The organism is Mucilaginibacter sp. CAU 1740, from assembly GCF_039839285.1.
Classification (GTDB): Bacteria; Bacteroidota; Bacteroidia; order Sphingobacteriales; family Sphingobacteriaceae; genus Mucilaginibacter.
The window spans coordinates 391,965-416,243 of sequence record NZ_JBDOQS010000004.1 but is presented as its reverse complement, the minus strand read 5'-3'; the positions used below and the strand labels follow the sequence as shown (position 1 = coordinate 416,243).

Below are 24,279 nucleotides of genomic sequence, written 5' to 3'. Positions count from 1 at the left end.
TGCGTCTTAGCGCCTTTGCGTGCTTAATCTCTGCGATATTCGATCTACAGCTATCTAAAAAACCTTTGCGTGCTTAAAACTTACTTTGATATCATCCCCGATATCACATTAATACTCAAAGCCACAATAGCGGTATTAAATGCGAAAGAAATTAACCCATGCATCCAGGCCAGCCGACGGATAGAGCGTGAGGAGATCTCCACATCAGATACCTGGAAGGTCATACCTATAACGAAGGAGAAATATACAAAATCGAGGTAATCCGGTTCTTTCATATCACCCGGAAAATCGAGGCCGCCCAGGGGTTTAGTTTTGCTATCGTTATCCGGATCGGTAGTGTAATACATATGGGCATACCTTAAAGTAAAAATGGTATGCACCAGCCACCACGATACAATTACTGAAGCCATAGCCAATAAAACGCGGGCGGTTACTACAGCATCCGACTGATTTTTGGTGGAAATTAACAGGAACACTATCGCCAGCAAACTCATCAGCGAGGATACTATTACAAATAAAAATATCAGTGTACGACTTGAATCCTCAATGCTGGCTATCCTGCGGATCTCGGCAGGATTGGCGGTAAGTATAATGATCCAATCCATAATAATGATGGATAAACCAAACGCCAGCCAGGTTGTAAGGGCTACCGTCGGTGCCGAAAAATGCGCCCAGCTAAAAAATAACGTTACAGCAGCCGCGCCCAAAGAAATAAGCAGGCGGTAATGGGCATCAAGACTGAAAAATACTTTTTTGTTCGTTTTGGTTTTGGAAGGCATATCAATTCATCTACACCCTAAATATGAATATGTTTGGTGTAGATTGAATGAAGATACAAAACTTTAATCTTCTTCGTCGATGATCCAGGCTACGCGGCCAACCTGTCCGTCATCTAATTGAACTTTTATTCCACGCGAGTGGTATGCGGCACTGGTGAGCAGGCGTTTTACAAAACCGCGGGTTAGGGTACCTGTGCGCTGGTCTTTTTTTAGGATGATGTCAACCTCAAGGCCGGGGTATATATCGCTTCTGTTTTGTCCGTTCATGTTTTTTGGGATTACACCGATTGAAGGTTGATTACACCGATTTTTTCTACGTCGTGATACTCTCCAACTCGTCATTGCGAGGTACGAAGTAATCGCGAGCTATACAGGGCGGATTTGCATAGCCGCCCGGCTTCCGTGCGATTGCTTCGTACCTTATAATGACGATGGTTTTATATTATCGCTATTCAACCAAACCTTTTACAGCCTGATCAACTTTCCCAAAATCAAAGTTACCAATCAGCTTGTCAAACGCTTCAGCAATCTGCTCGTTACCTAAATTACCGATACTACCCTCGTGAGTATGGTTCACTGTTTTATCTGGGTTAAAGTTTCCGGCTTCAATAGCTAAACCTACTTGCTTGTAAGCATCACGGAATGGAGTCCCACTAAGTGTTAAACGGTTAACTTCTTCAACGCTGAATAAGTAAGCGTATTTGGCATCATCCAGAATATCGGTTTTTACTGTGATATTTTGCAGCATGAAAGTTGCCATTTGCAGGCAGTGTTTCAAATCAGCAAAGGCAGGGAACAGCAGTTCTTTTAATAGTTGAAGCTCGCGGTGATAGCCTGATGGCAGGTTGGTGGTCATCATGGCTACGTCGGTTGGCAGGGCTTGCAGGCGGTTACATTTGCCGCGCATAATTTCCCAAACATCCGGGTTCTTTTTATGCGGCATGATGCTGCTACCTGTTGTTAGCGCATCAGGGTAGCTTACAAATGAGAAGTTCTGGCTCAGGTACAGCGTTTGATCCATAGCCATTTTAGCCAACGTTGCAGCTACTGTGGAGATGGCCTGCGCAATGATACGCTCGGTTTTACCACGGCCCATTTGGGCGTAAACCACATTATAGTTAAGGTTATCAAAACCTAAAAGCTCGGTAGTTAAAGTACGGTTAAGCGGGAACGATGAGCCATAACCAGCCGCCGAACCCAATGGATTTTTATTGGTTATGCGGTAAGCGGCCAAAACCAGTTCCAGGTCATCAACCAAACTTTCGGCATAGGCACCAAACCACAGGCCGAAAGATGATGGCATGGCTACCTGCAGGTGTGTATAACCAGGAAGCAGAACATCTTTATGTTTGTCGCTAAGTTCAATCAATAAGCGAAACAGGGTTTCGGTGCTTTCAACCAATTCCTGCAACTGACTGCGGAAAAACAACTTTAAGTCAACCAAAACCTGGTCGTTACGGGAGCGGCCGCTATGAATTTTTTTGCCGGCATCGCCAATGCGTTGGGTGAGCAGCAGCTCAACCTGCGAGTGCACGTCTTCTACATGCTCATCAATTTTGAAACCGCCTTTAGCAATATCGGCATAAATATTTTTGAGTTCGCCTTGAACAAGTTCCAGATCGGCGGTATCCATCAAGCCTACGCTTTGCAGCATGCGGGTATGTGCTAATGATCCTAAAACATCAAAAGCGGCCATTTGCTCATCAAATTCGCGATCGCGGCCAACAGTAAAATTCTCAACCAGTTCGTTAACGTTGGTAGTTTTTTGCCATAACTTGCTCATGCTGCAAATGTATAAATTATCTGATTTGTCTGAACCGGGATTTGGGGGGATTTAGGGGATCTGCAGGATTTTGTCTGAACCAAGATTTGGGGAGATTTTTTGTCTTAACTCGAATTTATGGAATTTAGAAATTGACAGAATGCTAAGCAAATCCTATAAATCACCTAAATCCCCCCAAATCCCGGTTCAGACAAATTCGGTGCAATCAAAAAAATCCCGGTTAAGACAGTTCAGGATGCCAATCCCAACCCATCCTGTTAACATTGTTAATTGTGACAACATATTACAGCCTTTGGCCAATATTTTATAAACCGCTATCTTAACCCACATGAAACATCCTTTATGTAAGCTATCGCTTTGCATCATTCTGCTATTTTGTTTTTTTTCAACTACCTGGGGCCAAACGCCTGCGGCAACCGGTTTAAAGTGCGAGTACCTAAATAGGCCGATTGGTATCGATGCCGTGCATCCCCGCCTAACATGGTTAATGAATGATAAAGCACAGGGCGCTGCCCAAACCGCTTACCAACTTTTTGTGGGGACTGATTCTACTGGGATAGCGGGAGGTAAAGGCAATATGCTATCTACAACCAAAATCGCTTCATCAAACAACCTGGCTATTTATAATGGTCAGCCGTTAAAACCTTTTACCAAATATTACTGGAAGGTCCAGATCTGGGACAACGCCGGTAAAAAGCTCGCGCCATCTGCTGTAAGCAGCTTTGAAACGGGCATGATGGGTATGCAAAACTGGCAGGGATCGTGGATAAGCGATAACAAAGGTATCGCCGTTAACCCTGCACCATATTTCCGCAGTATATTTAAAGTTGGCAAAACTATTCGCTCGGCGAGGGCTTATATCGCAGTGGCAGGTTTGTACGAACTTTATTTGAATGGCAAAAAAATTGGCAATCACCGCCTGGACCCGATGTACACCCGGTTCGATAGGCGTACGCTTTATGTTTCGTATGATGTTACTTCGCAGCTACAAAGCGGCAAAAACGCTGTTGGCGTATTATTAGGTAACGGCTGGTATAATCACCAGAGCACCGCGGTTTGGTATTTTCACCAGGCTCCGTGGCGCGGTCGCCCGGCTTTTTGTATGGATCTTCGCATCACTTATACCGATGGCTCGGTTGAAACCGTAAAATCGGGCACCGATTGGAAAACCTCACTCAGCCCAGTTGTTTTCAATAGTATTTACACGGCAGAGCATTACGATGGCCGCTTAGAACAGGCTGGCTGGAATACTGCCAATTTTGACGATAGCAAGTGGAAACCGGTAATTAACCGCTCGGCCCCATCTATGAATATTGTTTCGCAGGCCATGCAGCCTATCCGCGCGGTTGATACCATCAGCACCAAAAGCATTACTAAACTCGACAGTGATGTTTGGGTGTTTGATATGGGACGAAATATCTCGGGGGTAAGCCAGATCACCGTTAAAGGCGATTCGGGCACGGTGATCCGCCTGAAGCATGCCGAAAGATTGAATAAAAACGGCCATGTAGATCAATCTAATATCGATCTGCACTATCGCCCAACTGATGATAAGGATCCCTTCCAAACCGATATTTTTATTTTAGGTGGCCGTGGCGAAGAAACATTTTCTCCTCGGTTTAATTACAAAGGATTTCAATACATAGAGGTAAGCAGCAGCAAACCCATCACCATTGGTAAAGAAAACATCAAAGCGTTTTTTATGCATAGCGATGTGGAGCCTATCGGTACAGTTAAAGCCTCTAACGAAACAATTAACCAGATCTGGACGGCCACCAACAATAGCTACCTAAGCAACCTGTTCGGCTACCCTACCGATTGCCCTCAGCGTGAAAAAAATGGCTGGACAGGCGACGCCCACATTGCCAGCGAAACCGGTTTGTATAACTTCGACGGGATTACGGTTTATGAAAAATGGCTGGCCGATCATCGCGACGAGCAACAGCCTAACGGCGTGCTACCATCTATCATCCCAACCGGCGGCTGGGGCTACGAATGGGGCAACGGACCGGATTGGACAAGTACCATCGCCATTATCCCCTACAACATTTATTTATTCTATGGCGATAGCAAACTGCTGGCCGACAGCTACAACGCCATCGAAAAATATGTAAACCATATTGATGAACTATATCCAACCGGCCTAACCACCTGGGGCCTGGGCGATTGGGTGCCTGTAAAATCAGTTTCGCCGGTTGAGCTTACCTCTTCAGTTTATTACTACGCCGATGCCAGCATCCTGGCTAAAGCAGCTAAAATATTAGGCAAACAAGCTGATTATATAAAATACTCGGCCTTGGCTAACAAAATTAAAAATGCCATCAACACCAAATATTTGGATCCTGCTACAGGCATTTATGGCAAGGGTTTACAAACAGAGTTAAGCGTACCTCTTTATTGGGGCGTTACTCCCGATAATATCAAAGCCAAAGTAGCCGACAATCTGGCCAAACGTGTAGCTGCCGATAATTTCCACCTGGATGTGGGAATATTGGGTGCTAAGGCTATTTTGAGCGCTTTGAGCGATAACGGTCATTCGGATGTTGCTTACCGGATAGCCTCGCAGGAAACTTACCCATCATGGGGTTGGTGGATGGTAAACGGCGCTACTACACTTTATGAAAACTGGCAAATAGATGCTAAATCAGATATATCGCTTAACCACATCATGTTTGGCGAAATTGGGGCGTGGCTATACAAAGGCGTCGCCGGTATCCACCCAGATCCGGAACATCCGGGCTTCAAAAATGTAGTGCTACAACCACACTTCGTTCCCGGCTTAAATGGGTTTACCGCTACACACAAAGGACCGTATGGCAACATTGTTTCATCATGGCAACGGAATGGCGATGCGGTGACTTACAAAGTAACTGTACCGGCAAACTCAACGGCAAGTATTAGCTTCCCTGCAGGAAAAGTTTCGCTTAATGGCAAAGCTATTAACAACCCTGCGCTGTATAAAGTAAATGCAGGCAGCTATGTATTCGAAGTAAAATAATACCGCTTTAAATGCCATAACATTTTCATATTTTAATATTCCGTCATATCAAATGACCATTTACTGACAGGCCGGGGCAACCCGGCCTGTTTTTGTATATAAATTTGCCAAACCTTATTTACACATGTTACCACCATGTTCAGAAGAATACTTGCTATCGCGTTTTTAATATTTACGGCCAAATTTGCAGCCGCCACTACTCCTATCGACGAACCATGGGCTTTAAGCACAAATAAAGATGGTATTAAAGTTTATACCCGCCATATCGCCGATTCGAAGATCAAAGCCATTAAGGTTGAATGTACTTTCAATGCTACCGCGGCACAACTGGTAGCTGTGCTGATGGATATTAAAACCTGCAGCGAGTGGGTTTATCATACCAAATCTGCCACAGTTATTAAAGAAGTTTCCCCTTCAGATATTTATTACTACTCGGAAGTAAACATACCATGGCCGGTGCATAACCGCGATTTTGTGGCTCATTTAAAAGTTACGCAGGATCCTAAAACCAAAATTGTAACCATAGATGCGCCTGTGATATCAAACATGATACCTGCAAAAGATGGTATTGTAAGGGTTGAAAACTCGACAGGTAGATGGGTTATCACCCCGGTTGATAGCAGCCATGTGAGTATTGTTTATACGCTACATCTTGATCCCGGCGGCTCGGTACCTGCCTGGCTTATTAATATGTTTGCCGCTCAAGGACCTACCGAAAGTTTTATAGGATTAAAAAAACAACTTACCAAACCTGCTTATAAGGATGTGAAGTTGGATTATATACAAAATTAAATAATCCAGCAATCTTTTTCCCGCTCGTCATTGCAAGGTACGAAGCAATCCCCGATTAGCAGAGTGGCTATACAAATTCGTCCTGTATAGTTGGGGATTGCTTCGTTCCTCGCAATGACAAGTTTAAAATGGGTGTCATGCTGAGCCTGTCGAAGCATGGTGGGTGGGGCCTCTGCGCGCTACTCTTCGACAAGCTCAGAGTGACCGGCCCGCCCGCAAATGTCATATCTCCTTCAGAAGCCTCGGCTTTTACTCACTCGCAATGACGTTTATTGTTAGTTGAATAAACTTCTTGATATATCCCGCCTCTGCCTCCCTCATTCCTGCAAATAAACGTCAACATTTTGCAAATAAAATTGAAAACTGTTAAGCTGCTTAGCTGTACTTTCGATGTTTAGTGTATAACCGTAAAACCGGGTACAGGATACCAAAGGATGGTTGTGCTGATTATAAACGCTATTATTGCTTTAACCAATAAAGTAAACGTGTAAACGATGAGAGTTGCCTTGTTTGTTCCTTGTTATGTAGATCAGTTTTATCCGCAGGCGGCCATTGCCACCCTCGAGTTATTGGAGAAACTGGGCTGCGAAGTGCACTACCCTAAAAATCAAACCTGCTGCGGGCAGCCTATGGCCAATTCGGGCTACGAGCATTTAACCGGTGGCTGCAATAGTTTATTTGTAGATAATTTTTCGGAGTACGATTATATCGTTTGTCCGTCGGGCAGTTGTACCCTGCACATTAAAGAGCATTTACATGCCGAGGGTAAGGAAGATCAGGCTACCGGCATCCGCAAAAAAGTATATGAACTTACCGAGTTTCTGGTTGATATTTTAAGAGTGAAACAACTTGCTGCAAGCTTCCCTTACAAAGTTGGCTTACACCAAAGCTGCCACGGGCTGCGAGGTTTGCGCATAGCCCAGATGAGCGAACTGGTTGCCGAACCTTTCAGCAAACCGGCACAATTATTAAGCTATGTAAAAGGACTGGAACTGGTGCCGCTGAACAGGCAGGACGATTGCTGCGGCTTTGGCGGTACATTTTGCGTTGTTGAGGAAGCGGTTTCGGCCAAGATGGGTAAAGACCGGGTGGCCGATCATACATCTCATAGGGCGCAATATATTACCTCGGCCGATTTGTCTTGCTTGATGCATATGGAGGGGATCCTGCGCCGCCAAAACAGCGATGTTAAAGTAATTCACGTAGCCGAAATTTTAAACAACAGCCTGTAATGAGTACCGCTACCGATAAACATCACCCGCAATTAGCCGCCGACTTTAACCGCGACGAACCACGTGTAAACTGGCACGACGAAACCCTGTGGTGGGTACGCGCCAAACGCGATATTGCAGCACACAAACTGCCCGAATGGGAGCTGCTGCGCGAAACGGCATCGCAAATAAAACTGAACGTACTCTCAAATCTGAGCGCCTACCTGGAGCAGTTTGAGGCCAACGCCACTAAAAACGGCGTAATCGTGCATTGGGCACAGGATGCTGCCGAACATAACCAGATAGTTTACAGCCTGCTCGAGCAGCGCGGCATCAGCAAAATGGTAAAAAGCAAATCGATGCTTACCGAAGAGTGCCACCTGAACGAATACCTGAAAGAGCAGGGCATTGATGTGATTGACTCCGATTTGGGCGAACGGATTGTACAGCTGGCCAACGAACCGCCAAGCCATATCGTACTCCCCTGCATCCACAAAAAAAAGGAAGAGATAGGCGATATTTTTCATGAGCATTTAGGTTCGGCCAAAGGTGAGTCGGATCCGAAAATATTAACCGAAACTGCCCGTCAGCATTTGCGCGAAGTATTTTTAACCCGCCGTGCGGCGCTTACCGGTGTTAACTTCGCTATTGCCGAAACAGGTGAGTTTGTGATCTGTACCAATGAGGGTAATGCGGATATGGGCGCGCACCTGGCCGAGATCCACATCGCATCGATGGGTATAGAAAAGATCATCCCCAAAAGGAAGCACCTCGGTGTGTTTTTGCGTTTGCTTACGCGAAGCGCTACCGGGCAGCCAATTACCACTTATTCGAGCCATTTTAGTAAGCCGCAGGATGGCAGCGAAATTCATATTGTTATTGTTGATAATGGACGTAGCATACAGTTGGGCCGCGAGGAATTTCGCAATTCGCTGAAATGTATCCGTTGTGGGGCTTGTATGAATACTTGTCCGGTTTACCGTAAAAGCGGCGGGCATAGCTACCATACGGCCATTGCCGGGCCAATTGGCTCGATACTCGCTCCTAACCTCGACATGAAAAAATATGCCGATCTGCCTTTTGCTTCTACCTTATGCGGATCGTGCAGTAACGTATGCCCGGTTAAAATAGATATTCACGATCAGTTGTATAAATGGCGTCAGGTGATTGTTAAGTCTGGCTATACACCCACTGCCAAAAGTATGGCCATGAAGGCTATGGCAATAACCTTAGCCTCACCAACTCTGTACAGGATGGGCGGCAAAACAGGTCGGTTGGTATTTAAATACGCCCCGTTTGCCGTAAACAATAAGTTTAACCCCTGGTACAATCAACGCGAAATGCCTAAAGCGCCCGAGCAATCGTTTGGCGAATGGTACGCTAAAAGGAAAGGAGCAAAAAACTGATGAGTCGTGAAAAAATATTAGCCGCTGTAAAATTTAACCAGCCCGGGGCTAATCCGCTACCCGATATGGAAGTGCTGAACGCGCTTACCGATATTAAAACCGATTTGATAAGCAAATACAAAACGGTTGCTACAGCAGGCGGAACTTTTGTGCATGAAGTAAGTGACTTCAATGGAATAAAGGTGATCCTTAAAAACGATTTTAAGCCCGAGGTAAAGATCATATCGGCCCTTGATGAACTGAGCGATTACATTTACACCGATACCGTAAAGTTTGAAGATGGCCATAGTTTTGCCGATGTAGAACTAACCATACTCCGCACCAACCTCGGCGTTGCCGAAAACGGTGCGCTTTGGCTTACCGAAAAGCAAATGGGTAGCCGGGTATTGCCTTTTATTGCCCAACATTTGGCGGTAGTGATTGGCAAAGATGATTTTGTACCTACCATGGCACAGGCTTACGAGGTTATTGGCGATGCTGATTACGGGTATGGTTCATTTATTTCCGGGCCATCAAAAACGGCTGATATTGAGCAATCGTTGGTTATTGGGGCGCATGGGCCGAGGAGTTTATCGGTATTTATACTTTCTTGATATAATTTCCACTCAACGTCATTGCGAGGTACGAAGCAATCGCGAACTATGCAGAGCCGCTCTGTAAGTCGGGGATTGCTTCGTACCTCGCAATGACGTTTTCTTTATCCACTTTATTTCTCTTTAAAAATCAACATTTTATAACAATGACAAAGCCATGATAAAAAATAATACCAATCGGTATATTTTTGTTCTATCAAAATAAAACAACACACAATAACATGAAAACTTCACAAAACACCATATTAATTACCGGCGGGAGTGCTGGTATTGGTTTCGAAATTGCTAAACAACTTTCAGCAAAAAACAACCATGTGATCATCATCGGCAGGAACCAGGAACGTTTGGATAAAGCCGCTGCTCAATTACAAAATGTAACCGCCATTAAAGCCGACGTATCAAACGTGGCAGAGATCGACGCTTTGGTTACCAAACTTCAGAACGATTTCCCGCAATTAAATGTGGTGATCAACAACGCGGGCGCTGTACAATTAAATAATTTAATAAGCGGCGATATTTTTGAAAAAGCCCAGGCCGAAATGTTTACCAACTATCTTGCTATAGTAAAGCTTAACGAAAAACTACTGCCATCACTTCAGCAACAGCCCGAAGCCGCAATTGTAAACGTATCATCAATAGTAGCATTTGCCCCAAGCATTAGCTTAGCTACTTATGCTGCTACCAAAGCCGCTTTACATACCTACAGCCGCGCTTTGCGTTTAGCTTTAAAAGATACCAGCGTTAAAGTATTTGAACTGATGCCGCCGTTGGTTAATACCGAATTTTCGGCCGAGATAGGTGGCGCGGAAAGAGGTATCCCAGCTTCGCAGGTTGCTGATGAATTTATCGCCTCGTTTGAAACCGATAATTACGAGATCAGGGTTGCAGGTACCGAACAGTTTTACCGCTTATACCTGTCAGATCCGGAAGCTGCTTTAAACAGGATTAACTCTATCGAATAATCCATCCTGTAAACCTCTCTAAAGACAACAACATGAAAACTTCAGAAAATACCGTATTGATTACAGGCGGAAGCGCAGGTATCGGTTTCGAAATAGCTAAACAACTCTCTGCAAAAAACAACCATGTAATTATCATTGGTCGCAACCAGGAACGTTTGGATAAAGCCGCTGCTCAATTACAAAACGTAACCGCCATTAAAGCCGATATCTCAAACGGCGATGATGTTGATGCCTTAACAGCCCGCATCGTTAAAGATTTCCCCAAGTTAAACGTGGTGATCAACAACGCCGGGGCTGCCGGACTTAACAACCTGCTTACTACGCCCAACGTTTTTGAAAAGGCCCAGGAAGAAATGTTTACCAACTACATTTCGGTTATCCGCCTAAACGAAAAACTGCTGCCTGTTTTACAGCAACAACCAGAAGCAGCTATTGTAAACGTATCATCGATAGTGGCATTCCTGCCGGGCAAACAAACCGCCACTTACTCGGCTACTAAAGCCGCTTTGCACTCGTACACCATTTCGTTAAGGGCTGCTTTAGAAGGCACCAACGTTAAAGTATTTGAATTGATGCCACCATTGGTTAATACCGAGTTTTCGGCAGAGATAGGTGGACACAACGGGATCCCCGCCTCGCAGGTTGCGGATGAATTTGTTGCCGGTTTCGAGACCGATAACTTGGAGATCCGTGTAGCCGGTACGGAACAATTTTACCACCTGTTTTTATCAAATCCAGCCGAAGCGCTTAAAGCTTTACACCAGAGATAATTCTCTGGCTTTATTTTTTTCACCCTAAAAAATACCTATTGGTATTTTTTAGGGTGATTATTAACCTCACACTTCATACTCCAATGAAAAAAAGCATCCTCATCATTACCGTTATAGCCGCCGCTATTATGGAACTGATAGACACCTCCATAGTAAATGTAGCCCTTTCGCACATGAGCGGTAACCTCGGCGCCACCCTCGAAGATACCTCCTGGGTGATCACCGCCTACGCCATAGCCAATATCATCGTTATTCCCATGACCAGCTTTTTAACAACAAAGCTTGGCCGGCGTAATTACTATATCGGTTCTATCATTGCTTTCACCTTTTTCTCGGCCATGTGTGGATTCGCATCAAACATCTGGACGTTGGTAGCTTTCAGGTTTTTACAAGGCATTGGCGGTGGGGCGCTTTTATCAGTTTCGCAGGCTATTGTGTTTGAGGTTTATGGTAAAGAGCGTGTAGGTATAGCCAGCGCGCTATTTGGTGTAGGTGTATTTTTAGGCCCAACTATCGGCCCTACCCTTGGAGGTTTCATTACCGAAAACTACAGCTGGCCATGGATCTTTTACATCAACATCCCTATCGGCATCGCCGTAACCGTATCAAGCTTACTGCTGGTTACCGAACCGGAGATCAAGGCCAAAGCGAAAAGTGTTGACTGGTGGGGGATTTTGCTCCTGATTATAGGCATCGGCTCGCTCCAAACTGTACTGGAACGTGGCGAAACCGACGATTGGTTTGCGGCGGGATACATCATTGTGTTAACCATTGTGGCTATCATCAGTTTGAGTACTTTCATTTGGTGGGAGCTAACTACGTCTAATCCGGTTATTGATTTAAGAGTATTAAAAAGTAAATCACTTGCCGTAGCGGCTATACTAACTTTCGTAACCGGCTTCGGGCTGTTTACTTCTGTATTCCTAACACCAGTATTGGCGCAAAGGGTATTGTTATTTCCACCTACCATAACCGGTCTTATTTTGTTGCCTGGCGCGGCTTTAGCTATAGTTGGCTTATTGTTTTCGGCAACTTTATTAAAAAAGGGAGTTTCGCCGCTTTACATTATTACTGCGGGCTTTATCATTTTTATGGTGTTCGCCTGGCAAATGTCGCACATGAATTTGGAGGCAGCTCCCGGCGATTTGGTCGGGCCACTTATTTACAGGGCTGTGGGTATCGCGTTGTTGACCGTGCCTCTTACAGCCTTGGCGGTATCTGGCCTCGAACCTAAAGATGTACCGCAAGGTTCGGCTTTAAATAATATGATGAGGCAATTGGGCGGTTCATTTGGTATCGCGGTGATCAATACCTATGTGGCCAAACGCTTCGGTTTACACCGTAACGATTTGCTGAGCAACATCACCGCTTATAATGATCAGGCAACCGCACGATTAAACAAGCTTACCAATTACTTTGGCAGCCGTGGTCTTTCAAACTTCGATGCGCATAAAAAAGCAATTGCCGTAATCGACAGCACCATCAACAGGCAATCCTTTTTATTGAGCTATCTGGATGCTTACCTGTTTACCGGCCTGATATTTTTATTAGCGATGCCTTTGCTATTCCTCGTTATCAACCGAAAAAAACAAGCCGGACCGGTAGTTATTGTAAGCGATCATTAAAAACCAAATACCAGTTGGTATATTTGTATTATGGAAAACGAATTATCAAAAGCCGAGCGTACCCGTCGATTCATAATCGAGCGTACCTCATCTGTTTTTAATAAAAAAGGCTATGCCGGTACTTCCATGTCTGATTTAACCGAGGCTACCGGGCTTACCAAGGGAAGCATTTACGGTAACTTTAAAAATAAAGAGGAAGTAGCCGCCGAGGTGTTTGAATACAACTCGGGCAAAGTACGCAAGCAGATCCTTGAGCGCATTGCACGGGCAACCTCCTATCACGATAAATTATTGGTTTACGCCCAGGTGTACCACAGCTTTACCAGCGGTGAGTTTATTCCCGGGGGATGCCCTATATTAAATACCGCCGTTGACGCGGATGATACCAACCCGATGTTGAAGGATAAGGCCGCCAAAGCTGTTATCCGCTGGAAAAACGGAATCGAAAACCTGATCAAGGCGGGGATCGAAACTGGCGAGTTAAAACCGGATATCAATTCTACAACAACAGCCTTAAGCATGATAGCGCTGATTGAAGGCGGGATCATGATTGCTAAAGTGACCGATTCGCCCGCAAACCTGGATGTTGTTTTAGGTTCAGTCCATCAACTTGTAGATAGTTTAAAACTGTAAATCAACACCTTGCAATTAGAGCCACAGGTTGTTATTTGATTGTTACAATAATTGGACATACCTTTGAAAACAAAAGAAACGTTCCCAGCGTTATCTGCTTTACCAATTATTATTTATGTCGAAAAAGATATTGATCCTTGATGATAGCGAGGATATTTTGGAAGTGATGAAAGATGCCCTTGAAATGGAGGGTTATGAAGTTGAGGTACTAAACTACACCGACGACATATGCAAGGCGGCCCTATCAGCAAAAGCCGATCTTGTGATATTGGATTACATATTGTTTGGTATAAACGGCGGCGAGTTATGCCACTTTCTAAAAACCACACCTGCTACGGCACATATCCCGGTGGTAATGGTATCGGCCTACCCACGCGTACTGGAGTCGTTAGGTAATTATGGTTCGGATGTTTTTATCGCCAAGCCTTTTAACCTGAGCGATATTATCGACGCCGTGAACCATTGCTTTTTGGGCGCGGGAGATGATGTGGCGCACATGGCGTAAGCCTAAAAATTAATTAGTTATTAAAGGAAAACGGAATTTCCGCCTCGTCATTGCGAGGTACGAAGCAATCCCCGATTTGCAGGGTCGCTCTGTATAGTTCGGGATTGCTTCGTGCCTCGCAATGACGATAGTTTGAGATACTTTTCTCTACCTAAACAAATCAAAACTATACTGCGCCATGCTCCAAAACTCATCGAGCGCTATAATGCGGGGTTTAAAAAAGGAGATCAACGCGGGCCAATCCTGCTGATTAAATACACTTATATTGGGCAGGGTTTTGATAATGCGGCTTACTGTTTTACCGTACTCGTCGGTAGTGTGCAACTCCCATTCCCACTCCTCATTAAGCTGGCTATTTAGGATATTTTTCAACTCTATAAACTGATCAAACATCAGGTGCTGGATATCGGCATCGGGATGACTCATTTCAATAGCTATAAAAGCCGACTTTTTATCAGCCTCCATTTTAAAGTAAAGATGCTTAATGCCTGTTTTATAGTTTACCCAATTAATTTTCAATCCATCGGCAGATAGCTGGGGCTTAAGATATTGCCCAAACGCTGTCCAAAATGCTTGCTTAAGTTGAGTTGCCTGTTCTTTTGAATACAAGTTCGCTTTTTTTGATAGATGGCAAAAGTAAAGCTTTTTAAATAAATGCATGTTAAGCCAAGGGAGATCGCTTTTATAAAAGGAGGCACCTACGGAGCCAAAACCGTCTTGTTATTATAGCTACAAACATGGTACTCCTACGGAGTTTTATATAGTTCAATCCCAACTCCGTAGGAGTACCATGTTTGTAGAAAACAGTAAAAAAAATTTGGCTCCGTAGGTGCCTCCTTTTATAAAAGTGATTTCTTTACTGTCAAACCAATCTTAAGCAATAAACTATATCTTTACCAAACACCGCAATCAAAATTATGCCAAGCTACCAGGTAAACTGCATCGATAAACCCAAAGCATCAAGCACTGTTGAACAAATAACCCATATCGGTTATTACGAATCGTTAGACAGGCCCCGTGTGGTGATCTCTGTTGCCGAAGCTATCAATCGTATCGAGGCCAACAACCAGGCTTTTTATGTAAGTACCGAAAGGGGCAAAACGTATCTCACTGTAATAAAACCTGAAGACGGCGGCAAAAAACACCTAAAATCATTAACAGATAAAGCAGGCACTGACAACCTGCTAACGTTAGAAGAGGTTTAAAAACTCTACCTAAATTTCCTGATTGCTGCTCTGTTTATTGAGCCACACGCCAAAGTAATTTTGAGCCACACACCAAACCTTGCTGTTTATTTTAAACCGACCTTTGTTTTGTTGTAAAGCCAAAAGCTTTTCAGCTTAAAGTTTAAAACAATGGATAAGAAAGTAATATTAATAACCGGCGCCTCTGCCGGAATAGGTAAAGCATTTGCCGAAGAATTATTGAAAGATGGACACACCGTTTATGGTGCAGCCCGCCGTGTTGATAAAATGAATGCCATTGCCAAACAAGGTGTTAAAGTGTTGGCGATGGATGTAACCGATGAGGAAACGATGTTGCAAGGCATAGATACCATCATCAAAGCCGAAGGCAGGATCGATGTACTGATCAACAACGCCGGTTTTGGTTTAATGGGAGCCATTGAAGATACACCACTGAGCGACGCCCGTTACCAACTGGAAGTAAACCTGTTTGGCGTAGCGAGGCTCACACAGCTGGTATTACCGCATATGCGTAAGCAGCGTTCGGGCACTGTTATCAATATATCCAGTATTGGCGGCAAATTTTCGATGGCGCTTGGCGGCTGGTACCATGCCAGCAAATTTGCCCTGGAGGCCATGAGTGATGCCTTGCGCAACGAGATTAAACCATTCGGCATTAATGTAGTAGTAATTGAACCGGGCGGCATTCAATCTGAATGGGGCGGCATAGCGGTTGATAACCTGCTAAAAGCTTCGGGCGATGGCCCTTATGCGCCAATAGCTAAAAAATTTGCCACCGCGTTTACTCAAAGCATCGGAGCTAAACTTCCCGGACCAATGGTTATTGTTAACCTTGTGCGCAAAGCTATCGCTGCTAAAAAACCTAAAACCCGTTATCATGGCGGCCACATGGCGGGTTTAGCGCTCTTTATGCGTTGGCTGCTTCCTGATAATACTTTTGATAAGATGATGAGCAGCCAGTTAAAATAAGTTAAGTTATATTAGCGAATGGAAGATAAAAGCCATATCATGTTTAGCAATTTGCTGTACTCTTGCGCCGCCGATAAACAGCGGGGCAATGAGCAGTTTGTGCACGAGCATGTTTTTGGTTATATCATGACCGGCGAAGTACACTCCTTTAACCGCAATGGGGCGCATATTTTTAAGGAAGGCATGATCGGGTTGATACGTCGCAATCAACTTATAAAATCGGTAAAAGTGCCCAGACCAGGCGGCGATTTCAGATCTATCAACATATTTTTAGAGCAGGATTTTTTACGCCGGTATGCTGCCGAAAATAAACTGCCCGCTGAACCCCGCTACACCGGCGATCCGATCATAGAGCTTACCGGCGATCCGTTTATTAAAGGTTACTTTGATTCCCTCCTGCCCTATTTTGATAATACAGCACAAATGAACCCGGCCCTGGCCGAACTAAAAACCCGCGAAGCGGTAGAACTGTTACTTAGGGCCAATCCTCAATTAAAAAACCTGCTGTTTGATTTTAGCGAGCCGCATAAAATTAACCTTGAGGCTTACATGAACCAGCATTACATGTACAACGTATCAACCAGTCAGTTTGCACGCCTCACCGGCCGCAGCCTGGCCGGTTTTAAGCGCGATTTTGAAAAAGTGTTCAGCATGCCACCGGGTAAGTGGCTGCAGCAAAAGCGTCTTCAGGAAGCATATTACCAGATCCATGAAAAAGGCCGCAAACCTTCTGATGTTTACCTGGATGTTGGCTTTGAAAACCTTTCGCACTTTTCGTATTCTTTTAAGAAAACGTTTGGGGTGGCACCGTCGGCATTGTGATTTACATCTTTCAACGTCATTGCGAGGAACGAAGCAATCGCGAACTATACAGGGCCGCCCTGCTTATGTGCGATTGCTTCGTTCCTCGCAATGACGTCGTTGAGTTTACAAATCGCCTTAATGATCTATTTCTTATCAATCACATACGAACTCAACTTTTTCACCTTCCCATCCTCCAGTTCATAAAAATCGGCATAAAACATCTCAAACACTTTTTCATCCTTACCCTTACATTTTACAAGGCCATCCACAGCTGCGGTATCACCCTCAACAATAATATGATCGCGGGTTGATGACACCATCTTTATTTCATCCATACCGCCCAAAAACTGCTCAACTTCGGCCTTGCCGTTCATGATGGTGATCCCGGTACCGGTCATACTCCATACTACATCATTAGCAAAAAGGCTTAGTATCTTTTCAACGTTGTTGTTATCAAAAGCTTCGATAACCTGTGTTACAATCTCTTTGGTTGTCATAATTCATCGGTTTTGTTGATATAAAGTTAGGTGGATAAAATGCTCATCACAGGGTGCAAAAACGACAATATAGGGGTGGTTTAATACTATTTGACATTGATGTATTTTATTACTAAGATTGTGGTACTTAAACCATCTAAATCGCATGAATACTAAACAATCGGATAACATAATTCCAGCCACTTTTGTAAAAACAACTACTATAATACATTTGGCCCTTGTAATGGGACAAGTTTTATTTGCCGCAACCACATTATTAAATTCCAAAAACAGGGTACAACCTCAAAGTGACGATCTGTTTAAATATATGGCACCTGCTTTAGCATTATCAGGTTTTGTTATCGGTCACTTTTTGTTCCTGAAATTCCTTGGGAATATTAAACGAGATAGTCCATTGAAAACTAAATTAGCTGCTTATCAATCGGCAACTATTGTTAGGCTTGCCCTACTCGAAGGCCCATCGTTATTTGCCATTGTTTGTTTTATGCTTACGCGGAATATGATGTTTATTGGTATTTCGGGGGCTATTATTTTATATTTTATTTATCTGCGCCCAACAAGGCAAAAAGTAGAAGATGACTTGGCTTTGGATTATAATGAAAAGGCAGAGTTAAATTAATAAGCTAATCTATCGCTCCTGTTAAATAAAACAGGCTAAAAATTCACACACGTTTTTTGCGGATTAGCGAATTACACGGATATTCTAAGTCATAGTAATTTAGTATTCGTGTAATTCGCTTAATTGTAAAAAGCAGGAAAGTTAATTCGTGTAAAAATTCTTTTCCTCTCTATTTCGCTTTGTAGGGTATTTTGATAAAATTAGCGACATTAGCAAATAGCTCATCCAACCCATGTATCCCGAACTCATCAACCATATTAAACGATATGTGCAATTATCTCCGGCTGATGAGGAATTGATCTGCAGCCATTTTGAGCTAAAGAAATTCAAAAAGAAAGAGCTTCTGTTAGAGCCGGGAAAACTATGCGCCGGTAATTATTTTGTGCTCAAAGGCCTGGTTCGGCAATACTTTGTAAATAATAAATTGAATGAGCAGATCATCCAATTTGGCCTCGAAACCTGGTGGATAGCCGATCAGGACAGCCTGTTGAACCACTGCCCGGCTACCACTTACATCCAAACCATAGAAGCATCCGAACTATTACTGCTTACCGAAAAAAACCGGGTAGCATTATTTGAAGCCGTGCCACAAATGGAAGCCTATTTCCGGGTAATGATGCAAAAGGCCTTTATTGCTGCCCAGCGCCGTATTGGCTATATTTTTAATATGAATGATGAGGAGCGCTACCGACACTTTACAGAACTGTTTCCGGCATTTGTTCAACGCATCCCACAGTATATGCTTGCTTCCTATTTGGGCTTCACCCCACAATTTTTAAGCAGGTTGCGGGCCAAAAAAATTTGATTTTCTTAAACTCAGTTCATTTTTTGAGGGCATGTTTATCCCCAACTTTGTATCAACAAACAAGATAAAAACATGAGCCGTTTAAAAATGAACACTGCCGAACCGGCAGCATACAGAGCGATGATCGCCTTAGAAAAATACGTTGAAAGCACTAATTTAACCACCCGTCATAAAGACCTCATCAAGATCCGTGCTTCACAAATTAATGGTTGTGCATTTTGCGTGGATATGCATACTGCTGATGCCCGCAAAGCCGGCGAAACCGAACGCCGCATTTACAACATCAGCGTTTGGCACGAAGCCCCATTTTTTGATGAGCAGGAACGCGCAATATTGGCCCTTACCGAAGAGGTAACACTAATTACCGGTCGCGTATCTGATGAAACCTACAAAAAAGCCGCCGAATTATTCGACGAGACTTACCTGGCCCAGATAATTATGGCCATCATCACCATAAACGCATGGAACCGCATAGGTGTAACTACCCAATTGCAGCCGCCGCTTAATTAAGCCTTTTAGTTTCTTCAGTTGTTTTGATTTTACAAAGCCGCCCGTACAGTTGGGCGACTTTGTTATTTTAAAGTTCACGCAAAGGCGCGGAGACGCAAAGCTTTGATGCTCCTCCTTTGCATTTGTGTGATAATAATTTTAGCGACTAAATCCCGTTACGGAATAGTTATTGATAGCTGTAAACACATTATAACCTAAAATAACATACCTATGGCAACAGAAGCAGGTGCATCTATTGGCAATGCCAATGATATAGTGCTTTCATTTATAAAAGCATTAAACGACGAAGATTTTGCAGCAGCCCGTAAATTTGCGGCCGACGACCTAAAATTTATAGGCGTATTAGGCGAACGCGACGGTGCCGAAGCCTATTTTACCGATATGGAACGCATGAAACTGAAATATGACATCAAGCGTGTATTTAGTGATGGCGATGATGTGAGTATATTTTATGATATTGATATGGGCGGCAAAACCATATTCAGCAGTGGATGGTACCACGTTGTAGATGGGAAGATCAATTCAATCAGGGTGATATTTGATCCGAGGCCGTTGTTGTAGAGCAAAGCATTTATAAAAAGACGTCATTGCGAGGCACGAAGCAATCGCGAACTATACAGAGCGGATTTGCTTACGTGCGATTGCTTCGTGCCTCGCAATGACGTTTATCGATATTAATTATTTCCCCACCCAATTATCCGTACGGAACGGCGAAGCCGGTAACCCCGCACCATTGTACAAAGTACTAACCGGGTTATTAGCCCAGGCATAGCGTACCGCAGTTGGATTAGCTACATCCGGACTGCTTACAATAACCTTATCTCCTTTAATAACGGCGGTAGCCCAATGAAATTTCATATCCTCGCCGGCAATGGCAAAACCCTGTAAGGTGTCGCCACCCTGTACTTTCAAACCACCATCGGTATTGTTAAAGCTTAACTCAATGTTATCTCCGTTAATTTTAAACGATTTATACATTGGGCCAGAGTATGGCTGCGATTTATGGTAAGTTTTATCCAACGCAGCTAATGCTAACCTGCGGCCAACTTCCTGTTTGTTTTTAGGGTGGATATTGTCCGCGTCGCCCAGATCAACAGCTACGGCCATACCTGTATTTGGCAATTGCAATGCCTGGGTTTGTGCTTCACGCAGTTCAGCCCATGACGATCGGATAGGATCCGCTTCGCGTTTTTGCCAGTTGGCTAACTGTACAAAGTAGAATGGAAAATTGCCTTCGCCCCAGATGTTGCGCCAGCCTTTTATCATTCCATCAAACAGTTCCCTGTATTGACCTGGTCTGCCCGCGTTTGCTTCGCCCTGGTACCAGATAGCTCCGCGGATAGCCATTGGTGTAAGCGGGTTGATCATGGCATTATATAATACCCCTAATTGGTTTGGATTATTAGCTACCGGCATAGCTGGCAGGCTTTTCATGTTGAAACCTATGTGGTAATTCCAATCGCCTGTTAAAGGTATATTCTCGCCGGTTGTCGATACCAATTCCATTTTATCAACACCGTACAAACCGCCGCCGCCACCGCTGTCAAATACACGCACGGTTATCACAGCTTCGCCGGCTTTTACTTTTGCCGCCGGGATGGTGTAATTGCGCGATTGCAGAAAGCCTTCTGTAGCGCCTATTTTTTCACCATTAAAATACGTGATCTCGTTATCGTCAATTTTACCAAGGCTTATCTTTACGTCCTGCCCTGCCCATGATGCCGGAATGGTTACTTTTTTGCGGAACCATACTACACCATCAAAATCGCCAAGGGCGCTTTTTTCAAAAAATAGTGGCAACACCATATTTTTCCAGCCTGCAGTATCCGGGTTGAAGGCGATGTTGTTATTGGATCCCCAATCGGCAGCGTTGGCTTGTTTGTTCCAGGCATCCATTCTTTCGGCAAAGGTTAGCTGGCTTTCGGTTTTGGCGCGCTGTTGCTGTTCCCTGATCTGTGTACTGAAATTTGGGTTCCCGCTTAAAGTATTTTCATCGCTCCAGGCCTCAATCATGGTGCCGCCCCAGTTTGTGCTAACCAGGCCGATAGGCACCCCGGTTTGTTTGCTTACTTCTCTCGCGAAGAAATACGCTACCGACGAAAACTCACCAATAGTTTGCGGCGAACATATCATCCAGCCATTGTTCGCTATTTTAATATCTGTTTTAGGTATTAAGCTGATAGCCTGCGAAACCTGCAATAAACGGATCTGCTGATAATTGGCATTGGCTATCTCTTCTTTGTAATTATTCACCTGTCCCCAACCGGCCACGGGCATTTCCATGTTTGATTGGCCCGAGCAGATCCACACATCGCCTATGATCACATTGTTTAAAACCACCGGTTCGCTGCCATCTGTTATGGTAAGGCTATAAGGGCCGCCGTATGATGGGGTTTTGATCTTTACCTTCCAATTGCCCGAGGCGTCGGCCTGTACAGTATAGGTTTTATTATTCCACGATGAGGTAACGCTTACCGTTTTACCGGCATCGGCAGTGCCCCATACACCTGCCATGGTTTTTTGTTGCAACATCATGTTATCGCTAAATAAACCAGGCAATACCACTTTGGCAAACGCGCCGGTATTGAGCAGTAAACCGCAAAAAATAGCGGCCGAAAGTTTTTTAAAGTTCATTAATATAGGCTTTGTTAAAATTTGGTTTAAGTACAATTTGGTTTGGGTCTAAGTTAAGTGCTGCGGCCCGTATTTTAAAAATGTTTTCCAGACATTTAAAAACGCGGCCATTCCAAACTTAAGCGCACCCAATTTCAGTAAATTATATCAAATTTGTATGCACATTTTGTAACAATATAAAATCATCAATAAATAAAAGCTGCTTCAGCATCACCTAAAACACGTTAAGCAAGAACAATATCTACATAATGTTTAACTCGTTTTTAAAACATTACTTATTTAATGTAACTACATAAATAACATTTAGCTTATATTTACCTTAATCAACCTTAACAAAGTGAAATTATCAATCGATCATAAAAGCCCGATACCCTTACATATCCAGGCCGAACAACTACTGCGCGAGCTGATAAAAGATCCGGCCTACCAGGGCGGCAAACTACTCCCTAACGAAGTTGAACTGGCCAAAAAGCTGGCTATTTCGCGCACTACCCTGCGCCAGGCCATTAACAAATTGGTTTATGATGAATTGCTGGTGCGCAAAAAAGGCTTCGGCACTAAAGTGGCCAGCTCCAAGATCAGCTCGAAGGCCATGAACTGGTTGAGTTTTTCGCAAGAGATGAAGGCCAGGGGCATCACCATTAAAAACTATGAACTTCATGTAAGCTGGGTTTTGCCTGATGAGCATGTGGCAAGTTTTTTTGAAATAAGCACCGAAAAAAAGATCGTAAAAATGGAGCGCCTGCGCGGCAGTGCCGATGAGCCATTTGTATATTTCATCTCCTACTTTCACCCCCGGATAGGCCTTACCGGTGAAGAGGATTTTAAACGCCCCCTGTATGAAATGCTGGAAGAGGAACACCTTACCATCGCCAACCTATCTAAAGAAGAAATAAGTGCGCTTAAAGCCGATAAGTTTGTAGCCAGCAAACTCGAAATTGAAACAGGCAGCCCCGTATTGTTCCGTAAGCGATTTGTGTACGATCAGGGCGACAGACCAATGGAATATAATATCGGTTTTTATAAAGCCGAAAGTTTTGTTTACTCGGTTGAAAGCCGGAGGGTTTAGGGCTTGTTAATAACCTTAAGTTTAAAGTTCCCCTCTTGAGAGGGGGCGCGATAGAAAGGAGCGTGAGCAGGGGTGTGTTATACAAGCGATAGGCACTTCCGCAGTAACACACCCCTCCGCCCCTCTCAAGAGGGGAATCGCACAGGCCCGCCCTTTTTTTAAGAGTTACCCTTTTTCTACTTATGCCGTGTTATCTCACTTCGCCAACGGTTCGCTTTGAATAAGCCTCAGCACATTTAACAACACCGGGTTATGGTCGTCAGTACGCCAGTTAATGTATAGATCGGTTTCAAAAGGCAGCTGGATAAATCTTAATCCCGGACTTTCATGGTACATATATGAATCGGGCAGGATAGCCACGCCAAGCCCCTTCCTTACCAACGCGATAATGGTTGATCCAAACTCAGAATGCAGGTAAACATCCGGCACCACATCCAACGACCGGAACATACCATGGATGATATCGCTATAACTACTACCCTCATCCTTAATAGGCAATATAAATTTTTGCGTCACAAGGCTTTCTTTGCTGAGATCATCAACCGAGCGGTAAGGATGGTTTTCGGGAACCACAATGGCTAAATGATCGGTATAAATTTTTACCGATGCTATGCCATGAACGGTATTCATATCCCTGGTGATCACCATATCAATTTTGTAACTGTTCAAAAATTCGTATTGGTCGTTATACCTTACTTGTACCAATTCAATTTGTAGGTTAGGATATTGGGCAGCTATCCGGGCCACAATTTCCGGCATCAGGGAGGCCGAGATAGAATCGGGATGGGCTATGCGGATGGTTCCGCTTTCGCCCAAATGGATCTGTCGGGCAAACTGGTGCATGTATTCCAGTTCGTTCAGTTCCTTTTCCCATTTCTCTTTCAAAAATTTCCCGGCCGATGTAAGCTTTACGTTCCGCTTGTTACGCTCAAATAGCTGAACGCCCAATTCATTCTCGAGCGATTGGATCTGCCTGCTCAATGCCGACTGGGTGATGTTCATTTTCCCGGCGGTATTCCAAAAATGTAACTCTTTGGCTAAGGCTAAAAAATACCTGATCTGTTGTAAATCCATTAATGCAATATATGCATCAATAAATAATAAAATAGC

25 protein-coding genes are annotated in these 24,279 nt (G+C 44.1%); 18 read left to right on the top strand and 7 right to left on the bottom strand.

The window, feature by feature from the left end; translation table 11 throughout:
* Window positions 1-80: 80 nt before the first annotated feature.
* The 3 genes from AAFN85_RS12245 to argH form a co-directional block, all read right to left on the bottom strand.
* Window positions 81-779 carry a DUF1345 domain-containing protein gene (locus AAFN85_RS12245; RefSeq protein ID WP_347527582.1) on the bottom strand — a complete coding sequence of 233 codons (699 nt, stop codon included), beginning with the start codon at window positions 777-779 and terminating at the stop codon, window positions 81-83.
* A 63-nt stretch (window positions 780-842) separates the two neighbouring features.
* The gene (locus tag AAFN85_RS12240; protein WP_347527580.1) at window positions 843-1,046 is read right to left on the bottom strand and encodes a YwbE family protein; all 204 of its coding nucleotides are present in this window, start codon (window positions 1,044-1,046) and stop codon (window positions 843-845) included.
* Window positions 1,047-1,227: 181 nt separating this feature from the next.
* Window positions 1,228-2,562: an argininosuccinate lyase gene (gene argH / locus AAFN85_RS12235; RefSeq protein WP_347527579.1), complete on the bottom strand. Its 1,335-nt coding sequence runs from the start codon at window positions 2,560-2,562 to the stop codon at window positions 1,228-1,230.
* A 328-nt stretch (window positions 2,563-2,890) separates the two neighbouring features.
* Here argH and AAFN85_RS12230 point away from each other — a divergent pair, with 328 nt between their 5' ends.
* The 10 genes from AAFN85_RS12230 (at window position 2,891) to AAFN85_RS12185 (ending at window position 14,057) form a co-directional block, all read left to right on the top strand.
* On the top strand, window positions 2,891-5,560 hold the full coding sequence (locus AAFN85_RS12230) for a family 78 glycoside hydrolase catalytic domain (protein ID WP_347527577.1): 2,670 nt from the start codon (window positions 2,891-2,893) through the stop codon (window positions 5,558-5,560).
* A gap of 135 nt (window positions 5,561-5,695) precedes the next feature.
* A complete protein-coding gene (locus AAFN85_RS12225) occupies window positions 5,696-6,352 on the top strand; it encodes an START domain-containing protein (protein ID WP_347527576.1) in 657 nt (218 codons plus the stop codon).
* 494 nt (window positions 6,353-6,846) lie between these two features.
* Window positions 6,847-7,584, top strand: coding sequence for a (Fe-S)-binding protein (locus tag AAFN85_RS12220; protein WP_347527575.1), 738 nt, complete (start codon window positions 6,847-6,849; stop codon window positions 7,582-7,584).
* Window positions 7,584-8,969, top strand: a complete 1,386-nt coding sequence (locus AAFN85_RS12215; protein ID WP_347527574.1) for a lactate utilization protein B — start codon at window positions 7,584-7,586, stop codon at window positions 8,967-8,969. The genes AAFN85_RS12220 and AAFN85_RS12215 overlap by 1 nt, the downstream gene beginning before the upstream one ends.
* A complete protein-coding gene (locus tag AAFN85_RS12210; RefSeq protein WP_347527573.1) occupies window positions 8,969-9,562 on the top strand; it encodes an LUD domain-containing protein in 594 nt (197 codons plus the stop codon). The genes AAFN85_RS12215 and AAFN85_RS12210 overlap by 1 nt, the downstream gene beginning before the upstream one ends.
* Before the next feature lie 221 nt (window positions 9,563-9,783).
* On the top strand, window positions 9,784-10,524 hold the full coding sequence (locus AAFN85_RS12205; RefSeq protein WP_347527572.1) for an SDR family NAD(P)-dependent oxidoreductase: 741 nt from the start codon (window positions 9,784-9,786) through the stop codon (window positions 10,522-10,524).
* 32 nt (window positions 10,525-10,556) lie between these two features.
* Window positions 10,557-11,294, top strand: coding sequence for an SDR family NAD(P)-dependent oxidoreductase (locus tag AAFN85_RS12200; RefSeq protein WP_347527571.1), 738 nt, complete (start codon window positions 10,557-10,559; stop codon window positions 11,292-11,294).
* Between the two features lie 83 nt (window positions 11,295-11,377).
* Complete coding sequence (locus AAFN85_RS12195) at window positions 11,378-12,919, top strand: DHA2 family efflux MFS transporter permease subunit (protein WP_347527570.1); 1,542 nt, start codon at window positions 11,378-11,380, stop codon at window positions 12,917-12,919.
* Window positions 12,920-12,949: 30 nt separating this feature from the next.
* On the top strand, window positions 12,950-13,552 hold the full coding sequence (locus AAFN85_RS12190) for a TetR/AcrR family transcriptional regulator (protein WP_347527569.1): 603 nt from the start codon (window positions 12,950-12,952) through the stop codon (window positions 13,550-13,552).
* A gap of 115 nt (window positions 13,553-13,667) precedes the next feature.
* Window positions 13,668-14,057 carry a response regulator gene (locus AAFN85_RS12185; protein ID WP_347527568.1) on the top strand — a complete coding sequence of 130 codons (390 nt, stop codon included), beginning with the start codon at window positions 13,668-13,670 and terminating at the stop codon, window positions 14,055-14,057.
* Between the two features lie 147 nt (window positions 14,058-14,204).
* Here AAFN85_RS12185 and AAFN85_RS12180 read toward each other — a convergent pair whose 3' ends face one another.
* Entirely contained in the window at window positions 14,205-14,666 is a 462-nt protein-coding gene (locus tag AAFN85_RS12180; protein WP_347527567.1) for a DUF4268 domain-containing protein, read from the bottom strand.
* 308 nt (window positions 14,667-14,974) lie between these two features.
* Between AAFN85_RS12180 and AAFN85_RS12175 the strand changes: the two genes are divergently transcribed.
* The 3 genes from AAFN85_RS12175 (at window position 14,975) to AAFN85_RS12165 (ending at window position 17,053) form a co-directional block, all read left to right on the top strand.
* Complete coding sequence (locus AAFN85_RS12175) at window positions 14,975-15,262, top strand: DUF3892 domain-containing protein (RefSeq protein ID WP_347527566.1); 288 nt, start codon at window positions 14,975-14,977, stop codon at window positions 15,260-15,262.
* 150 nt (window positions 15,263-15,412) lie between these two features.
* Entirely contained in the window at window positions 15,413-16,231 is an 819-nt protein-coding gene (locus AAFN85_RS12170) for an oxidoreductase (protein WP_347527565.1), read from the top strand.
* A gap of 18 nt (window positions 16,232-16,249) precedes the next feature.
* The gene (locus AAFN85_RS12165) at window positions 16,250-17,053 is read left to right on the top strand and encodes an AraC family transcriptional regulator (RefSeq protein WP_347527564.1); all 804 of its coding nucleotides are present in this window, start codon (window positions 16,250-16,252) and stop codon (window positions 17,051-17,053) included.
* A 125-nt stretch (window positions 17,054-17,178) separates the two neighbouring features.
* On the opposite strand, the gene AAFN85_RS12160 is transcribed toward AAFN85_RS12165, so the two are convergent.
* The gene (locus AAFN85_RS12160) at window positions 17,179-17,532 is read right to left on the bottom strand and encodes a nuclear transport factor 2 family protein (RefSeq protein ID WP_347527563.1); all 354 of its coding nucleotides are present in this window, start codon (window positions 17,530-17,532) and stop codon (window positions 17,179-17,181) included.
* Window positions 17,533-17,677: 145 nt separating this feature from the next.
* Here AAFN85_RS12160 and AAFN85_RS12155 point away from each other — a divergent pair, with 145 nt between their 5' ends.
* The 4 genes from AAFN85_RS12155 (at window position 17,678) to AAFN85_RS12140 (ending at window position 20,027) form a co-directional block, all read left to right on the top strand.
* Window positions 17,678-18,151, top strand: a complete 474-nt coding sequence (locus AAFN85_RS12155; RefSeq protein ID WP_347527561.1) for a hypothetical protein — start codon at window positions 17,678-17,680, stop codon at window positions 18,149-18,151.
* 232 nt (window positions 18,152-18,383) lie between these two features.
* A complete protein-coding gene (locus tag AAFN85_RS12150) occupies window positions 18,384-18,956 on the top strand; it encodes a Crp/Fnr family transcriptional regulator (protein WP_347527560.1) in 573 nt (190 codons plus the stop codon).
* A gap of 72 nt (window positions 18,957-19,028) precedes the next feature.
* Window positions 19,029-19,466, top strand: coding sequence for a carboxymuconolactone decarboxylase family protein (locus AAFN85_RS12145; protein ID WP_347527559.1), 438 nt, complete (start codon window positions 19,029-19,031; stop codon window positions 19,464-19,466).
* A 210-nt stretch (window positions 19,467-19,676) separates the two neighbouring features.
* On the top strand, window positions 19,677-20,027 hold the full coding sequence (locus AAFN85_RS12140) for a nuclear transport factor 2 family protein (protein WP_347527558.1): 351 nt from the start codon (window positions 19,677-19,679) through the stop codon (window positions 20,025-20,027).
* A 117-nt stretch (window positions 20,028-20,144) separates the two neighbouring features.
* Here AAFN85_RS12140 and AAFN85_RS12135 read toward each other — a convergent pair whose 3' ends face one another.
* Window positions 20,145-22,100 carry a sialate O-acetylesterase gene (locus AAFN85_RS12135; protein WP_347527557.1) on the bottom strand — a complete coding sequence of 652 codons (1,956 nt, stop codon included), beginning with the start codon at window positions 22,098-22,100 and terminating at the stop codon, window positions 20,145-20,147.
* A 337-nt stretch (window positions 22,101-22,437) separates the two neighbouring features.
* Between AAFN85_RS12135 and AAFN85_RS12130 the strand changes: the two genes are divergently transcribed.
* A complete protein-coding gene (locus tag AAFN85_RS12130) occupies window positions 22,438-23,169 on the top strand; it encodes a GntR family transcriptional regulator (RefSeq protein WP_347527556.1) in 732 nt (243 codons plus the stop codon).
* Between the two features lie 195 nt (window positions 23,170-23,364).
* On the opposite strand, the gene AAFN85_RS12125 is transcribed toward AAFN85_RS12130, so the two are convergent.
* Window positions 23,365-24,243 (bottom strand): LysR family transcriptional regulator, encoded by an 879-nt coding sequence (locus tag AAFN85_RS12125; RefSeq protein WP_347527555.1) that lies wholly within the window; start codon window positions 24,241-24,243, stop codon window positions 23,365-23,367.
* Window positions 24,244-24,279: the final 36 nt, after the last annotated feature.

Coding starts and splice junctions, on each gene's coding strand:
- AAFN85_RS12245 (WP_347527582.1), bottom strand. CDS start 779: ATGCCTTCCAAAACCAAAACGAACAAAAAAGTATTTTTCAGTCTTGAT.
- AAFN85_RS12240 (WP_347527580.1), bottom strand. CDS start 1,046: ATGAACGGACAAAACAGAAGCGATATATACCCCGGCCTTGAGGTTGAC.
- argH (WP_347527579.1), bottom strand. CDS start 2,562: ATGAGCAAGTTATGGCAAAAAACTACCAACGTTAACGAACTGGTTGAG.
- AAFN85_RS12230 (WP_347527577.1), top strand. CDS start 2,891: ATGAAACATCCTTTATGTAAGCTATCGCTTTGCATCATTCTGCTATTT.
- AAFN85_RS12225 (WP_347527576.1), top strand. CDS start 5,696: ATGTTCAGAAGAATACTTGCTATCGCGTTTTTAATATTTACGGCCAAA.
- AAFN85_RS12220 (WP_347527575.1), top strand. CDS start 6,847: ATGAGAGTTGCCTTGTTTGTTCCTTGTTATGTAGATCAGTTTTATCCG.
- AAFN85_RS12215 (WP_347527574.1), top strand. CDS start 7,584: ATGAGTACCGCTACCGATAAACATCACCCGCAATTAGCCGCCGACTTT.
- AAFN85_RS12210 (WP_347527573.1), top strand. CDS start 8,969: ATGAGTCGTGAAAAAATATTAGCCGCTGTAAAATTTAACCAGCCCGGG.
- AAFN85_RS12205 (WP_347527572.1), top strand. CDS start 9,784: ATGAAAACTTCACAAAACACCATATTAATTACCGGCGGGAGTGCTGGT.
- AAFN85_RS12200 (WP_347527571.1), top strand. CDS start 10,557: ATGAAAACTTCAGAAAATACCGTATTGATTACAGGCGGAAGCGCAGGT.
- AAFN85_RS12195 (WP_347527570.1), top strand. CDS start 11,378: ATGAAAAAAAGCATCCTCATCATTACCGTTATAGCCGCCGCTATTATG.
- AAFN85_RS12190 (WP_347527569.1), top strand. CDS start 12,950: ATGGAAAACGAATTATCAAAAGCCGAGCGTACCCGTCGATTCATAATC.
- AAFN85_RS12185 (WP_347527568.1), top strand. CDS start 13,668: ATGTCGAAAAAGATATTGATCCTTGATGATAGCGAGGATATTTTGGAA.
- AAFN85_RS12175 (WP_347527566.1), top strand. CDS start 14,975: ATGCCAAGCTACCAGGTAAACTGCATCGATAAACCCAAAGCATCAAGC.
- AAFN85_RS12170 (WP_347527565.1), top strand. CDS start 15,413: ATGGATAAGAAAGTAATATTAATAACCGGCGCCTCTGCCGGAATAGGT.
- AAFN85_RS12165 (WP_347527564.1), top strand. CDS start 16,250: ATGGAAGATAAAAGCCATATCATGTTTAGCAATTTGCTGTACTCTTGC.
- AAFN85_RS12160 (WP_347527563.1), bottom strand. CDS start 17,532: ATGACAACCAAAGAGATTGTAACACAGGTTATCGAAGCTTTTGATAAC.
- AAFN85_RS12155 (WP_347527561.1), top strand. CDS start 17,678: ATGAATACTAAACAATCGGATAACATAATTCCAGCCACTTTTGTAAAA.
- AAFN85_RS12150 (WP_347527560.1), top strand. CDS start 18,384: ATGTATCCCGAACTCATCAACCATATTAAACGATATGTGCAATTATCT.
- AAFN85_RS12145 (WP_347527559.1), top strand. CDS start 19,029: ATGAGCCGTTTAAAAATGAACACTGCCGAACCGGCAGCATACAGAGCG.
- AAFN85_RS12140 (WP_347527558.1), top strand. CDS start 19,677: ATGGCAACAGAAGCAGGTGCATCTATTGGCAATGCCAATGATATAGTG.
- AAFN85_RS12135 (WP_347527557.1), bottom strand. CDS start 22,100: ATGAACTTTAAAAAACTTTCGGCCGCTATTTTTTGCGGTTTACTGCTC.
- AAFN85_RS12125 (WP_347527555.1), bottom strand. CDS start 24,243: ATGGATTTACAACAGATCAGGTATTTTTTAGCCTTAGCCAAAGAGTTA.